The organism is Streptomyces sp. NPDC000594, from assembly GCF_040299965.1.
Lineage (GTDB): Bacteria > Actinomycetota > Actinomycetes > Streptomycetales > Streptomycetaceae > Streptomyces.
In genome coordinates this window covers 395877-409229 of sequence record NZ_JBEPCY010000005.1, presented here as the reverse complement: position 1 = coordinate 409229, position 13353 = coordinate 395877, and the positions used below count along the sequence as shown (strand labels likewise).

Below are 13353 nucleotides of genomic sequence, written 5' to 3'. Positions count from 1 at the left end.
CGTCGATCTCGACAGCCTCAGCGTCGACAGCCAAAAGAGGGGTGCCGTCGAAGCGCACCCCCCGGATGATCGCGTCATCGTCCGCACGGTCCCGTGGCATCTCGGCAGCACGCAAGGCCGCTGGCAGCCTCGGCGCCTCAGGATTCTTGACGCGGGTGACGGTACCGGTCTGCCGGGCAACATGAGCCATCGAGGACATCCCTATCGGTCCAGTGAGGCCCCGGAGTCTAGAGGAAGGTCACCCGGTAGGGGCGCCGACCCTTCGCCCGCCCTCGTATCCGGCTCAGTGAATGAACTAATCGACTGAGTGGCGCAGCCTCCCGGCATGGGGTCGGGGGGCTGCGCCGGCTTACTCGGCCAGCTTCGCCAACTGGCTACGGCGGGATCTGGGCAGCCCCGCTGCCCCCGCGTTTCAGCTCTCTACGATCTGCACTCGTACTTCGAGACGAGGCTGACCTTTCTGTACAGGCAGGGGGACGAAATCCCTCGGCCTCGCCTGTCGCTCGGAACGGGGCTTCCCGTCCATTGCCCGAAGCACCTGGCTGCGTTCCCCGTCACTCAGGGCCAGGACCTTGCCCGCCAACCCCTCAAGGTCGTCCTTCACGCTCACCCCTCGACAACGACATCAGAGGTAGGGCGCTCCTCAGGCACCAGGTCCAGTGGCGGTCCCGGGGTGCGCCATGGCCGTGTAATCGGTGGCGCCACATCACGCCACCAAGGAGTGGCGGGAAGAGACCCTGTAGGTTCGAACGACTCGCCAGGCCGGGGGAAAGCAACCACCTGGCCAGCCTCATCCGCCGCATCGCGCGTCCACTCACCCGGTTCCGCCCAGGGGTGCGGGGCGAGGTTGAAGGTGCCCCAGTGGATCGGGAGCATCACCCCTGACGGCTGCCCGCCTTGCAGGTCAAGGTGTGCTTGGACTCCTTGGACAGGCGTCATGTGGATGTCTGGCCATCCCCCCGAGAGGGGGGTACAGTCCGTGTGGTTCTTGGGCCAGTACTCGCTGTAAGCACCGATCTGGATCATCGTGAGATCGAAGGGGCCGTGGTCGGCGCCGATGTCCCGGAAGCCGGGGAAGTAGCCGGTGTCCCCGCTGTGGTAGATCCGGTGCTCGCTTCCGGCGACCGCCCAGGAGGCCCACAGGGCGTGCTGGCGGTTGCGGAGCCCGCGCCCGCAGAAGTGGCGGGCGGGGGTGGCGGTGAGCCGTACGCCCGCCACCTCGGTGGTCTCGTGCCAGTCCAGCTCGCGCAGCCGGTCGGGGGCGACCCCCCAGCGTTCGAGATGGGCGCCGACGCCCAGCGGTACGGCGAAGAGGGTGTCGGTGGCGGCCAGCGCCCTGATGGTGGGCAGATCGAGGTGGTCGTAGTGGTCATGGGAGATCACCACCGCGTCCACGGGGCCGAGCGCGGCGAGCGGCGCGGGCACCGGGTGGAGCCGCTTGGGCCCGGCGAAGGCGAAGGGGGAGCAGCGCGCCCCCCAGACCGGGTCGAAGAGCAGCCGGACCCCGTCGATCTCGGCGAGCACACTCGAATGGCCCATCCAGGTCGCCCGCAGCCCGCTCTTCGGGGGGCTCGACAGCTCCGCGCGGGTGGTGCGGTGCAGGGGCACCGGCCCGGCGGGTGATCTGCGGGCGCGGGCCTCCTTCTGAAAGTAGATCTTGGCGAACTCGGTCATCGACGCGCCCGACGGCCTGGTCCTGGCCCCGACCGGGTTCTGGAAGGAACCCTCGGAGAACTGGGGTGAGCGGCGGATCCGCTCCAGCCGCGCTCCCGTGGGGTCGGCGCCGAAGGGCGCGGTGCGCAGGGCGCGCAGCCGGGATGTCAGCGAGTGGGGGTTGCCAGCGCCGGTCACGGCACCTCCAGGTGTCGGGTCTTCCCATTATGTGCGCGGGCCGCCGCAGCGCGGCTGGAGAGCCGCCGCCCGGGAGTGCCCACGGACCGTGATCCGGTGCTCCCGGTCCGCGACCCGGGTCCGCGCGCCCGGCGGCGGCGCATGGGGCGCGCGGGGCCGGGGTGGGCCGCCGGGCGGCGGGGGGAGTCGGTCATGTTGCGATCAACGTCCGCCGCGACGGAGGTGTTCCTGGAAAGCCGCTCCGGCGCGAAACAGCCGGGGAAAGCCAGGGAAAGAGGCGGGGAGCGGGCGGGGAACCGGCGGGTACGCCGCCGCGCGGTAACGGGCGGAGCCTGGGGGGTACGGGTGGGGGGACGGGCGGGCGAGCGATCCGCGCCATTCCGGGTGCGGGGCCTCGGCGATCATGTTGACAGTACGGCTCACCGCTCCGGCATACTGAACGGCGGTTCAGTTGATGGGCCGGGGCCGTGGCGGGCGGCACCCCCGGCCGTCCCGGATCAGGCCCCTGCTCCTCCTGCTCCTCGGCTCCGTCAGCTCCCTCCCCGCGCCGCAGACTGCCTCCACCCTCTCTTTCCCAGGAGTCCCGATGACCGCTCCCCTGCTCTCGCTCACCTGGACCGACCATGTCACCGGCCGCAAGGGCCATCTCGTCGTGGACCGGCTGGTGCGCGGGGTCGCCAGCGGCGGGCTGCGGATGCGGGAGGGCTGCACCCTGGAGGAGGTGGCGGGGCTCGCCCGGGGGATGACGATGAAGGAGGCCCTCCACTACAACCCCGAGGGCAGGTACATACCCCTCGGCGGGGCCAAGGGCGGGATCGACTGCGACCCCCGGGACCCCGCCGCCTTCGGTGTCCTGGTGCGCTATCTACGGGCGATGCGGCCCTATATCGAGTCGATCTGGACCACGGGCGAGGATCTGGGGCTCAGCCAGGACACCGTGGACCGGGCGATGGCCGAGGCCGGGCTGGTCTCCTCGGTCCAGGCGGTCTACCGGCTGCTCGACGACGAGAAGGCGGCCCGGCGGCGGCTCGCGGACGCCTTCGCCGTCACCGTGGACGGTATGGGCCTCGATGAACTGGTCGGCGGCTGCGGGGTGGCCGAGTCGGTGCTCACCGCCCTGGACCGGGCAGAGGTCCCGCACCGGGGGACCCGGGTCGCGCTCCAGGGCTTCGGCACCATGGGCGGCGCCACCGCCTACTTCCTGGACCGGGCGGGGCTGCGGGTCGTCGCCGTCGCCGACATCAAGGGAACCATCGGGAACCCCGCCGGTCTGGATGTGGGCGCGCTGCTGGCCGCGCGCGACTCCCACGGCGGTATCGACCGCGCCGTCCTGCGCCCCGGCGACCGGGAACTGCCCGGCGAGGCATGGCTCTCCGCCGACGCCGAGGTACTGGTCCCGGCGGCGGTCTCCTACGCCGTCGACACCGGCAACGAGTCCCGGATCAGGGCCCGGTGGATCGCCGAGGCGGCCAATATGCCCGTACTGCCGGAGGCCGAGGAGCGGCTCGCCGGGCGCGGTGTGACGGTCCTGCCCGATGTGGTGGCCAACTCCGGTACCAACGCCTGGTGGTGGTGGACCCTCTTCGGGGACATCGGCGCCGACGCGGAGGAGGCCTTCGCCCACACCCGCCGCTCGATGCGCGAGCTGACCGGCCGGATGCTGGAGCGCGCGCAGACCGACGGCATCAGCCCCCGGGCCGCCGCGCACGCCATCGCCGCCGACCGCCTGCCGGTGATCACCGACCGTTTCGGCTGGTACGGCTGACGCCCGGCACCGGGCACCCCGGCGCCGCGCGGGCGCTCCCCCGTACGGTGCGACGGACCCGAACCGGCCAGGTCCCCGCGCGGGCGCTCCTGTGTAGGGTGACTCCGTGGCCAGAGTGCGGTTGAGCGTGGCGGAGCGGCGTGAGGAACTCCTCGGCGCCGCGGTGGAGCAGATCGAGCGGCGCGGTGTCGCCGCGGTGCGCATCGCGGATGTCGCGGCGACGCTCGGGGTGAGCAACGCCCTGGTGCTGTACCACTTCTCCACCAAGGAGAAGCTGGTCGCCGCGGCCTTCACCCATGCCGCCGATGCCGATCTGGCCCATCTGCGCAAGCTGTTGAGCCGCCGCACCAGCGCGCTGCGCCGACTGCGCAGCGCCGTGCGCTGGTACGCGCCCACGGGCACGGCCAAGGGCTGGCGGCTCTGGATCGAGGGGTGGGCGGTGGCGCTGCGCGAGCCCGCGCTGCGCGAGGTGGCACGCGATCTCGACCAGCAGTGGAAGGCGGCGCTGACCGAGGTCATCGCGGAGGGCGCGGCGGCCGGGGAGTTCCCCTGCCCGGACCCGGCGCAGGCGGCCTGGCGGCTCACCGCCTTCCTGGACGGGCTGGCGGTCCAGATGACGTCCTATGCGGGGTCGCTGTCGCGGGCGGCGATGCTGGCCTGGACCGATGAGGCGCTCGCCCGTGAACTCGGCCTGGACCGCGATGCCCTGACCGCGGCGCTGCGCTGAGCCGTGCCGACACCGCCCCCGGGGTCCCCGCCGTTCCCTCCCCTGCCCGCGGCCCCCTGCGATGTGCTGGTCGTCGGGGGCACCGGAGTGGACACACTGGTCCCGGTCGGCGCCCTCCCGGTGCCCCTGGCCGACGCCCATCCGGTGGGTCCGGTACGGGAACAGCCGGGGCAGACCGGTGGGTTCGTCGCCCTCGGCTGCCGGGCGCTCGGTCTGGAGGTCACCCTGCTGGACTTCCTCGGGGACGACTGGGCGGGGCGGCTGGTACGCGAGCGGATGGCGGCGGGCGGGGTCCGCTTCGCGCCACTCCACGCCCCCGCGGGGACCCGGCGGGCCGTCAATCTGGTGGATCCCGAGGGTCGTCGGATGTCCTTCTACGACGCCCGTGACCCGGGCGGCACCCGGATGGACCCCGAGGTGTACCGTCCACATCTCCGCCGGGCCCGCCATGTCCACCTGACCATCATGGATTTCGCCCGGCATCTCCTCGCCGACATCCGGGCCGCCGGAGCGACCGTCTCCACCGATCTGCACGACTGGGACGGAGCCGCCGACCACCACCGGGACTTCGCCCTCGGCGCGGACCTGGTCTTCCTCAGTTCGGTCCGCACCGGCGGGGGCACCGCCGGGGTCATGCGCCGGATCCTGGCCGAGGGCCGGGCCTCGGCGGTCGTCGCCACGGCGGGCGCGGAGGGATCGTGGCTGCTGGTCCGGGGCGGGGACGGCACACCCCGCCGGATCCCGGCCGTCGTCCCGCCCGCCCCGGTGGTGGACTCCAACGGCGCGGGGGACGCCTATGTCTGCGGCTTCCTCCATGCCTGGCTGGCCGGTGCCGGCTTCGAGGAGTGCGCCCGGCGGGGCGCGGTGACCGGTGCCCTCGCCTGCACCGGCCAGGGCACGGACGCACTGGCCGGCCGGTCCGGGCCAGGGGATCAGGTCTGTACGAGCGGCGCGTAATCCGCCTTGTCCAGGCCGAAGGTCCATGCCACCCCCTCCTTGGCGGTCCGGGTGGTGGGCGGCACCCGCAGCCAGTAGGTACGGAAGGTGCCGTCGGGCTCCGCCGTGGAGTTGACCACCTCGACCATCACCACGTCCTCGTCGCCTTCGAGGGCGATCCGCCACAGCAGCCCGGCCTCGTCCCGGTGGACCGGGCGGGCGCCGGACTCGGCGAGATAGCGCTCATAGCCGTAGTACTCCAGCATCACCCGGCGGAGTTCGGCGTTCTCCTCCGCGCGTATGCGCGCGGGGGTGAGCGAGGACAGCTCGCCGACGAAGTCGGCGGGGACCGGCATACCGCGCCAGGCGTAGAGGGCGAGCCCGTCGGGGAAGGCGAGCGCGGGGCCCGCACCGCTGTCCAGCCGCCCCGCCTCGTCCCGGTGGAGCACGGTCGGGCGCTCACAGACGACGGCCACCTTCTCGTACGGCCACCACCAGCCCGCGTGGGCGGCCACCCGGGCCAGCCCCGCCAGCCGGTCGCCCCGGCCGTCGAAGGCGGCGAGCCAGGCCGCGTCATGCTGGCCGAGGACCGCGTCGAGCAGCAGGATCCGCGCCCTGGCGACGGGGCCGCGGTCCGCGGCGAACCGATCGCCCCCGCCGGACGGCCGCTCCGCCCCGGCCTCCTCGGCCTCCCCGGCGCCCTTGGCCTCCCCGGCTTCCTCGGCGTCCTTGGCCACCTCGGCCAGGACGGCCTCGCGGACCCGGTCGGCGAGGGCCCGGACGGCCTCCCACAGCCCCGCCCCGGTGGTGCTCCACAGCTCGGTCCAGCCCGCCGGGCCCAGCTCGTCGTGGAGCCGGCGCCGCTCATCGGCCCAGGGGCGGGTGCGGACCTCCTCCCGGACCGAACGGCCCGCGCCCGCCAGGGCCTGGACGGCGCGCAGCCCCGCCAGGGGTGAGGGTGCCCAGATGATCCGCTCCGGCTCGGCGAGCCCGGCGGCACGGTAGGCGAGCCGGACCCCTTCCTCGGCCGCCGCCCGGTCCGCCGGTCCCGTCGCCGTCGCGATGCCGCGCCACTTCTCCGTCTGCTCCATGACTCTTCCCCGACCCCTGTCGTTCGCTGTCCGCCGTGCGGTGTTCTGTGTCTTTTGTGTTCTTCGCGCGCCCTGTGCGCGCCGCGTGCTCTGTGTGTCCCGCGTGCTCTGTGTGTCCCGCGTGCTCTGTGTGCTCTGCGTGCTCCGGACGCGCCGGTCAGTCGGCGACGATCCGGAACGCCCCCGGCAGGTACTCCCGCTGCCGGACCACCCGGTACCAGCCCTTCGGCAGGACGATGGCGGCGTGCTCCTCGTGCACCACCCGGCCGCCCTCCGGGAGATGGAGGACCAGCGGGCCGATCGGGCCCGGCTCCCGGATCAGCCGCCCGGGGCCGTCGACCGCGTGGGCGTGCCCGGTGACCTCGCCCAGCGCCAGCACCAGCCGCCCCCGCCGGTCCCTCGGCTCCGATACCGCGTCGGTGAGATGGGACGGCACGGCCTCCCGCGCCACTGGCGCGATCAGTACGTCTCCCTGTCGGTACATGGCTCTCCCCTCGAAGGCCCGGCACCCCTGTGCCGACCATGGGAACGAAGCTAACGGCAGGGTCTGACAACGGCGTTCGTCCCGGCGGCCGTCCCTGCCCCCACCTGCCCGTCCCCGACCCCGGCGCGGGCACTGTCAGTGCGGCGGTATAGAAATCTCCCAAACAACTGGCCGAACCAAGCCGCCCGGTGTCTGGAGCGCTCGTATGACCGTCTCGAATATTGAGAAGCTGCACGGCCTGCCCGTGTTCGACTTCCCGGCCGCCGGTGAGCCCGGCGATCCGTCCGCGTTCCCGCCGCCGGCCACGGTGGCCTGGCGGGTCTCCGTCCCCACCTACCAGGACGGCGACGACGACGAGAAGCTGGAGGAGGCGTTCGCCCGCTTCCTCGGCGCGGTCGACACCTCCCAGGTCCAGGCCCTGGTCATCGGCGGCTGGCTGGACGCCTACGAGGAATCCCCCATCCCGCTGATCGAGGCGCTGTGCGCCGCCGCGGGGAAGTTCCCCGCGCTGCGCGCGATCTTCCTCGGGGACATCTCGGCCGAGGAGTGCGAGATCTCCTGGATCACCCAGGGGAAGGTGACACCGCTGCTCGACGCCTTCCCCGAGCTGCGTGAGTTCGCCGTGCGCGGCGGCAGCTCGCTGGAGTTCCCCGCCGTCCGGCACACCGGGCTGCGCATCCTGCGGATCGAGGCCGGCGGGCTGGACGCCGAGGTGGTGCGCGGGGTCGCCGCCAGCGATCTGCCCGCACTGGAGGAGCTGGACCTCTGGCTCGGCACCTCCTGGTACGGCGGCACCGCCGAGATCACCGATCTGGAGCCGATCCTCGCCGGCACCCGGCTGCCCGCGCTGCGCCGGCTCGCCCTGCGCAACAGCGAGATCCAGGACGGGATCGCCACGGCGGTGGCGGGCGCGCCGGTGGTGGCGCGGCTGGAGACGCTGGACCTCTCCATGGGCACCCTCGGCAACGACGGCGCCGAGGCCCTGCTCACCGGGCAGCCGCTGACCCATCTGAACACCCTCGACCTGCACCACCACTTCCTCTCCCGCCCGATGATGGAGCGGATCACGGAGACCTTCGCGGGCACCGGTGTCACCGTCGACCTCTCCGAGGACGAGCGGAACACGGGGTGGGGGGAGAGCGAGGACGACCGCTACACCGCCGTGGCGGAGTGAGCCGATGACCGGGACGGAAGCGGCGCCGGGCACCCGTATCGCGGTGGTCGGCATCCCGGCCAACCGGCGGGTCACCCTCTTCCGGGAGGCGGCCCGCGCCGCCGGGCTGCCCGAGGTGCGGGTGGTGCCCTGGAGCGATGTGCTGGACGGCCGGGCGCGCTTCCGGCCCGGGGAGCGGGTGCGGATCGAGTCGCCGGGCGAGGACCCCGGCGTCGACCGGGTGCTGCGCGGGGTGGACGACCCGCGCCGGGTGGAGGGCTCGGCCCGCTGGTACCGGGGGTTCGTGCGGGCGCTGGAGCAGCTGGCGTCGGCCGCCGCCGGGGCGGGGGCGGTGCTGCTGGACGACCCCCGTGAGCTGGCCCTCCTCTTCGACAAGCGGCTCTGCCACGGGGTGCTGCGCGAGGCCGGGGTCGCGGTGCCGGAATCGCCGACCTCAGGGCCCGGGGCCCCGCCGGTCGGCGGCTGGGAGGAGGTGCGGTCGCTGGCGGAGGCGGCGGGGATACGGCGGATGTTCGTCAAGCTCGCCCATGGTTCCTCGGCCTCGGGCGTGCTGGCGGTGGAGACCGCGAGCCGCGGCCGGGTGCAGGCGGTCACCTCGGTGGAGCGCGACGGCCTGGGCCGGCTCTTCAACTCGCTGCGGGTGCGCCGCTATACGGGGGAGAGCGCGGTGGCCACGCTGGTGGACGCCCTGGCACCGGACGGTCTGCATATCGAACGGTGGCTGCCGAAGGCCGCCCAGCAGGGCCGGAGCGCGGATCTGCGGGTGGTCGTGATCGCGGGCCGGGCCACCCACGCGGTGGTGCGGACCAGCCACTCCCCCATGACCAATCTCCATCTCGGCGGTGCCCGGGGCGATCTCGCGGCGGCCCGCGCCGCGACCGAGGCGGCCGGGGGCGACTGGTCCGGCGCGCTGCGGCTGTGCGAGCGGGCGGCGGAGCGCTTTCCGGGCGCCTCCCGGGTGGGGGTCGATCTGCTGCCCGCCCGGGGCTGGCGGCGGTTCGCGGTCGGCGAGGTCAACGCCTTCGGCGATCTGCTGCCGGGGCTGACCGGGATGCCGGGCACCGGCGCGGAGGGCCAGGACACCTATGCCGCCCAGCTCGCCGCCCTGGCCACAGCGGGGACCGGGGTACGGACCGGCGCCGGATGAGCACCCCGTACCCCCGTACCGGCGCCGTACCGCCCTACCGGCACACCGAGCACGCAAGCAACACAGAGCACACCAGAAGCACAGAGCACACCAGAAACACAGGGAACACAGGGAACACAGGGAACACACCCATGGCACCACTGACCGACCCCGCCCCCCGGACGACCGGGCCGGGCCCCGCCACCCCCGATATGAACGAGGTGGTCGGCCGCGACGATCTGCTCCTCGTCACCCTGGACACCCTGCGCCACGATGTGGCGGAGGAGCTGGCGGCGGCGGGACGGACACCGGAGCTGGCCTCGCGGCTGCCCGGCGGCCGGTGGGAGGAGCGGCATGCCCCCGGCAGCTTCACCTACGCCTCCCACCAGGCGATGTTCGCCGGATTCCTGCCCACTCCGGCCGCTCCGGGACCGCATCCCCGGCTCTTCGCCGCCCGGTTCGCCGGGAGCGAGACCACGGCGGGCGGCACCTATGTCTTCGACACCCCGGACCTGGTCTCCGGGCTCGCCGGGGCGGGGTACCGCACGGTCTGCGTGGGCGGGGTCGGCTTCTTCAACCGCCAGGGCCCCCTGGGGTCGGTCCTGCCGGGGCTCTTCCAGGAGAGCCACTGGGAGCCCTCGTTCTCGGTGGCCTCCCCCACCTCCTTCGCATCCCAGGTGGCCCGCGCCGAGGAGGTGATCGCCGCGCTCCCGCGTGAGCAGCGGCTCTTCCTCTTCGTCAATGTCCCGGCGCTGCACCAGCCCAACTGGTTCCATCTGCCGGGCGCGACCCGGGAGGCGGGCGACTCCCGGGAGACCCACGCCGCCGCGCTGGAGTACGTCGACCGGCACATCGGCCGGCTCTTCGCCGCGATGAGCAGCCGCCGCCGCTGTTTCGCCATCGTCTGCTCCGACCACGGCACGGCCTATGGGGAGGACGGCTTCACCGGCCACCGGCTGGGTCATGAGGTGGTCTGGACCGTGCCGTACGCCCATTTCTTCCTGGAGCACCCCACCTCCGCCGAACCCTCCGGGAGCGACCGATGACCACGACCACCCCGATCGGGCCGCGCCCGTACCAGAGCTATGTCTACGCGTACCCCCACAAGACGGCCTACCGGCGGTTCGCCGACCGGCCCGCACTGCGGGAGCTGTGGGCCGGGGAGCCCCGGGACGCCCTGTCGCTCTACGCGCACATACCCTTCTGCGAGGTCCGCTGCGGCTTCTGCAACCTCTTCACCCGGGTCGGCGCGCCCGAGGGGCTGACCGGCCGTTATCTCGACGCGCTCGACCGGCAGGCGACCGCGGTCCGGGACGCGCTCGGCGACGGCGCGCCGGTGCGGTTCGCCACGGCGGCCTTCGGCGGCGGCACCCCCACCTTTCTGACCGCCGGGGAGCTGGAGCGGCTCTGCGACATCACGGAGAAGCGGATGGGGGTGGATCTGCGGGCCGTTCCGTTCTCGGTCGAGACCTCGCCCGCGACCGCGACCCGGGACCGGCTGGCGGTGCTGGCCGAGCGGGGCGCGACCCGGCTCAGCATCGGGGTGCAGACCTTCGACGGGACGGAGGCCCGGGCGGCGGTGCGCCCCCAGCGCCGGGCCGAGGTGGAGGCGGCGCTGGGCCGGATCCGGGACGCCGGGACCCCGGTCCTCAATATCGATCTGATCTACGGCATCGACGGGCAGACCCCGGAGAGCTGGCGCCGTTCCCTGGACGCGGCGCTCGCCTGGCGTCCGGAGGAGCTGTATCTGTACCCCCTCTACAAGCGCCCGCTGACCGCGCTGGGCCGGCGGGAGGGCACCGAGGCCGACGGCGAGGCCGCCTGGGACACCCAGCGGCTGGCGCTCTACCGGCAGGGCCGTGACCATCTGCGGGAGCGGGGGTACGAGCAGACGTCGATGCGGATGTTCCGCCGTACGGACGCGCCGCCGCAGGGGCCGGACGACTACGCCTGCCAGACCGACGGCATGATCGGGCTGGGCTGCGGGGCCCGCTCGTACACCGCCACCCACCACTACTCCTTCGACTACGCGGTGAACATGACCGAGATACGGGGGATCATCGACACCTATACGGCGACGGAGGAGTTCGACCGGGCGGAGATCGGCTATGTGCTGGACCCCCGGGGGGACGACGCGCGCCGCCGCCATCTGCTCCAGTCGCTGCTCCAGGCCGAGGGCCTGGCGACCGCCGGCTACCGGGAGCGTTTCGGCGCGGAGGCGGGGGACGACTTCGCCGCCGAGCTGGAGCGGTTCACCGCGCGGGGCTGGCTGGACCCGGACGCCCCCGCCGGGGTGCTGCGGCTGAGCCCGGAGGGGCTGGCGCACTCCGACGCGCTCGGCCCCGAGCTGTTCTCGCCCGCCGTGCGGGCGCTGATGGCCGGATACGAGGCGAAGTGAGCGGCGCGTCGGGGCTGACCCTGCTGTACCGGGGGCCGCTGGCCTCGTGCGACTACGACTGTCCGTACTGCCCCTTCGCCAAGCGGCGGGACAGCACCGCACAGCTGCGGGCGGACCGGGCGGCGCTGGAGCGGTTCACCGGCTGGGTGGCGGGGCGGCCTCCCGAGGAGGGGCTGTCGGTGCTCTTCACCCCCTGGGGGGAGGGGCTCGTGCGGTCCTGGTACCGGCGGGCGATGGTGGAGCTGTCCCGGCTGCCGCAGGTGCGGCGGGTGGCGATCCAGACCAATCTGAGCTGTCGTACGGAGTGGCTGGCCGAGGCCGACCCTCGGACGCTGGCCCTGTGGTGCACCTTCCACCCGGGCCAGACCCCGTACGACCGCTTCCTCGGGCGGTGCCGGGAGCTGACCGCGCTCGGGGTGCGGTTCAGTGTGGGCACGGTCGGGCTCCCCGGCCATCTGGAGCAGGCCCGCAGGCTCCGCGCCGATCTCCCCGCCCAGGTCTATCTCTGGGTGAACGCGGCGGAGGGCCATAGCTACACCGACGCCGAGGCGGACCGGTGGACCGCGCTCGACCCGCTCTTCCCCTACAGCCGCGATCCGCACCGCTCGGCGGGGCTGCCCTGCCGTACCGGCACCTCGGTGATCTCGGTGGACGGGGACGGGACGGTGCGCCGCTGCCACTTCGTCCCGGAGGAGCTGGGGAATCTGTACGACGGCTCCTTCCGGCGGGCGCTGGGCCCCCGGGGCTGTCCGCGCGCGGTCTGCGACTGCCATATCGGCTATGTCCATCTGGAGTCGCTGCCGCTGTACGACGTGTTCGCCGGGGGTGTGCTGGAGCGGATCCCGGCCCCCGGGGCATGGGCCCCGGGGATCCCGGAGAAGCCGCTGCCCGGCCGGTCGCTGCCGCTGGTGGTGCGGGCGGAGCGGACGGTCAGAGCGGAAGGAGGTCCGGGCGCTTCGCCTCGACGGTGTCACCCGAGCTGACCCCGCGCAGCCGCCGTCCGATCCAGGGCGCCAGATGCTCGCGCGCCCAGTGGATGTCGTCGCGGCGGACCTCCAGGGTGGTCTGCGGCGGCAGCGGCGGCCAGGGCCGGTCGGGCTCGGCGGGGACCGGCAGCCCGAGTACCTGGGCGGCGCGCAGCGCGACCCGGGTGTGGCCCTCGGGGGAGAGATGGAGCCGGTCGGTGTCCCAGGCCCGCCGGTCCTGGACCGACCGGAGCGACCAGAGGTCGAGCACGGGGCAGTCGTAGCGGTCGGCGATGGCCCGGACATGCGCGGTGTAGGTGGCGACCTTGCCGCGCAGATGGCGCAGGACCGGCACCCCCCGGGTGTCGAAGCCGGTGGTCACCAGCACGGTGCCCACGGCGTCGTTCAGTTCGGCGACGGCCCGCTCGAAGCGTTCGGCGACATCGTCGGGGTCGCTGCCGGGGCGGATGATGTCATTGCCGCCGGCGCAGAAGGAGACCAGGTCGGGTGCGAGGGCCTTGGCCCGGGGCACCTGCTCCGCCACGATCTGGTCGAGGAGCCGTCCGCGTACCGCGAGGTTGGCGTACCGGAAGTCGTGCTCCGGTACGCGGTCGGCGAGGAGTGCCGCGAAGCGGTCCGCCCAGCCGATGAAGGTGTCGTTCGGGCCGGGGTCGCCGACGCCCTCGGTGAAGCTGTCACCGATCGCCGCGTACGACCCGATTCCGCCCATGGTTCCTGTTCTCGAATCGTCTGCCACGAGGCACCATCCTGACCTCACGGATGTGACCTACGCGACCGTAAGGAGGGGTTGACGCGGCGTGATCTTTACCACCGCC

General features: G+C 73.4%; 12 protein-coding genes. 8 read left to right on the top strand and 4 right to left on the bottom strand.

All coding sequences use genetic code 11. The features are described from left to right. Window positions 1–606 precede the first annotated feature (606 nt). Window positions 607–1851: an MBL fold metallo-hydrolase gene (locus tag ABT354_RS11015; RefSeq protein WP_351491834.1), complete on the bottom strand. Its 1245-nt coding sequence runs from the start codon at window positions 1849–1851 to the stop codon at window positions 607–609. 586 nt (window positions 1852–2437) lie between these two features. Here ABT354_RS11015 and ABT354_RS11010 point away from each other — a divergent pair. The 3 genes from ABT354_RS11010 to ABT354_RS11000 all read left to right on the top strand — a co-directional run bounded on the left by ABT354_RS11010 (window position 2438) and on the right by ABT354_RS11000 (window position 5300). Further along, entirely contained in the window at window positions 2438–3616 is a 1179-nt protein-coding gene (locus ABT354_RS11010) for a Glu/Leu/Phe/Val dehydrogenase dimerization domain-containing protein (protein ID WP_351491832.1), read from the top strand. 106 nt (window positions 3617–3722) lie between these two features. Beyond that, window positions 3723–4343, top strand: a complete 621-nt coding sequence (locus ABT354_RS11005; protein ID WP_351491830.1) for a TetR/AcrR family transcriptional regulator — start codon at window positions 3723–3725, stop codon at window positions 4341–4343. Window positions 4344–4430: 87 nt separating this feature from the next. After that, window positions 4431–5300 (top strand): carbohydrate kinase family protein, encoded by an 870-nt coding sequence (locus tag ABT354_RS11000; protein ID WP_351491828.1) that lies wholly within the window; start codon window positions 4431–4433, stop codon window positions 5298–5300. On the opposite strand, the gene ABT354_RS10995 is transcribed toward ABT354_RS11000, so the two are convergent. Both ABT354_RS10995 and ABT354_RS10990 read right to left on the bottom strand, forming a co-directional pair. Then, complete coding sequence (locus ABT354_RS10995; protein WP_351491827.1) at window positions 5276–6370, bottom strand: DUF6745 domain-containing protein; 1095 nt, start codon at window positions 6368–6370, stop codon at window positions 5276–5278. The two genes, ABT354_RS11000 and ABT354_RS10995, sit on opposite strands and share 25 nt — an antisense overlap. A 157-nt stretch (window positions 6371–6527) precedes the next feature. Beyond that, window positions 6528–6854, bottom strand: a complete 327-nt coding sequence (locus ABT354_RS10990; RefSeq protein WP_351491825.1) for a DUF8820 family protein — start codon at window positions 6852–6854, stop codon at window positions 6528–6530. 205 nt (window positions 6855–7059) lie between these two features. Here ABT354_RS10990 and ABT354_RS10985 point away from each other — a divergent pair, with 205 nt between their 5' ends. The 5 genes from ABT354_RS10985 to ABT354_RS10965 all read left to right on the top strand — a co-directional run bounded on the left by ABT354_RS10985 (window position 7060) and on the right by ABT354_RS10965 (window position 12535). After that, window positions 7060–8028 (top strand): STM4015 family protein, encoded by a 969-nt coding sequence (locus tag ABT354_RS10985; RefSeq protein WP_351491823.1) that lies wholly within the window; start codon window positions 7060–7062, stop codon window positions 8026–8028. Window positions 8029–8032: 4 nt separating this feature from the next. Continuing rightward, complete coding sequence (locus tag ABT354_RS10980) at window positions 8033–9175, top strand: STM4014 family protein (protein WP_351491821.1); 1143 nt, start codon at window positions 8033–8035, stop codon at window positions 9173–9175. 191 nt (window positions 9176–9366) lie between these two features. Beyond that, a complete protein-coding gene (locus ABT354_RS10975; RefSeq protein ID WP_351492062.1) occupies window positions 9367–10200 on the top strand; it encodes an STM4013/SEN3800 family hydrolase in 834 nt (277 codons plus the stop codon). After that, a complete protein-coding gene (locus tag ABT354_RS10970) occupies window positions 10197–11552 on the top strand; it encodes an STM4012 family radical SAM protein (RefSeq protein WP_351491818.1) in 1356 nt (451 codons plus the stop codon). Before ABT354_RS10975 ends, ABT354_RS10970 begins: the two co-directional genes overlap by 4 nt. Continuing rightward, entirely contained in the window at window positions 11549–12535 is a 987-nt protein-coding gene (locus tag ABT354_RS10965) for an STM4011 family radical SAM protein (protein ID WP_351491816.1), read from the top strand. The genes ABT354_RS10970 and ABT354_RS10965 overlap by 4 nt, the downstream gene beginning before the upstream one ends. Here ABT354_RS10965 and ABT354_RS10960 read toward each other — a convergent pair. Next, complete coding sequence (locus ABT354_RS10960; protein ID WP_351491814.1) at window positions 12483–13247, bottom strand: SGNH/GDSL hydrolase family protein; 765 nt, start codon at window positions 13245–13247, stop codon at window positions 12483–12485. The genes ABT354_RS10965 and ABT354_RS10960 overlap by 53 nt on opposite strands. Window positions 13248–13353 lie beyond the last annotated feature (106 nt).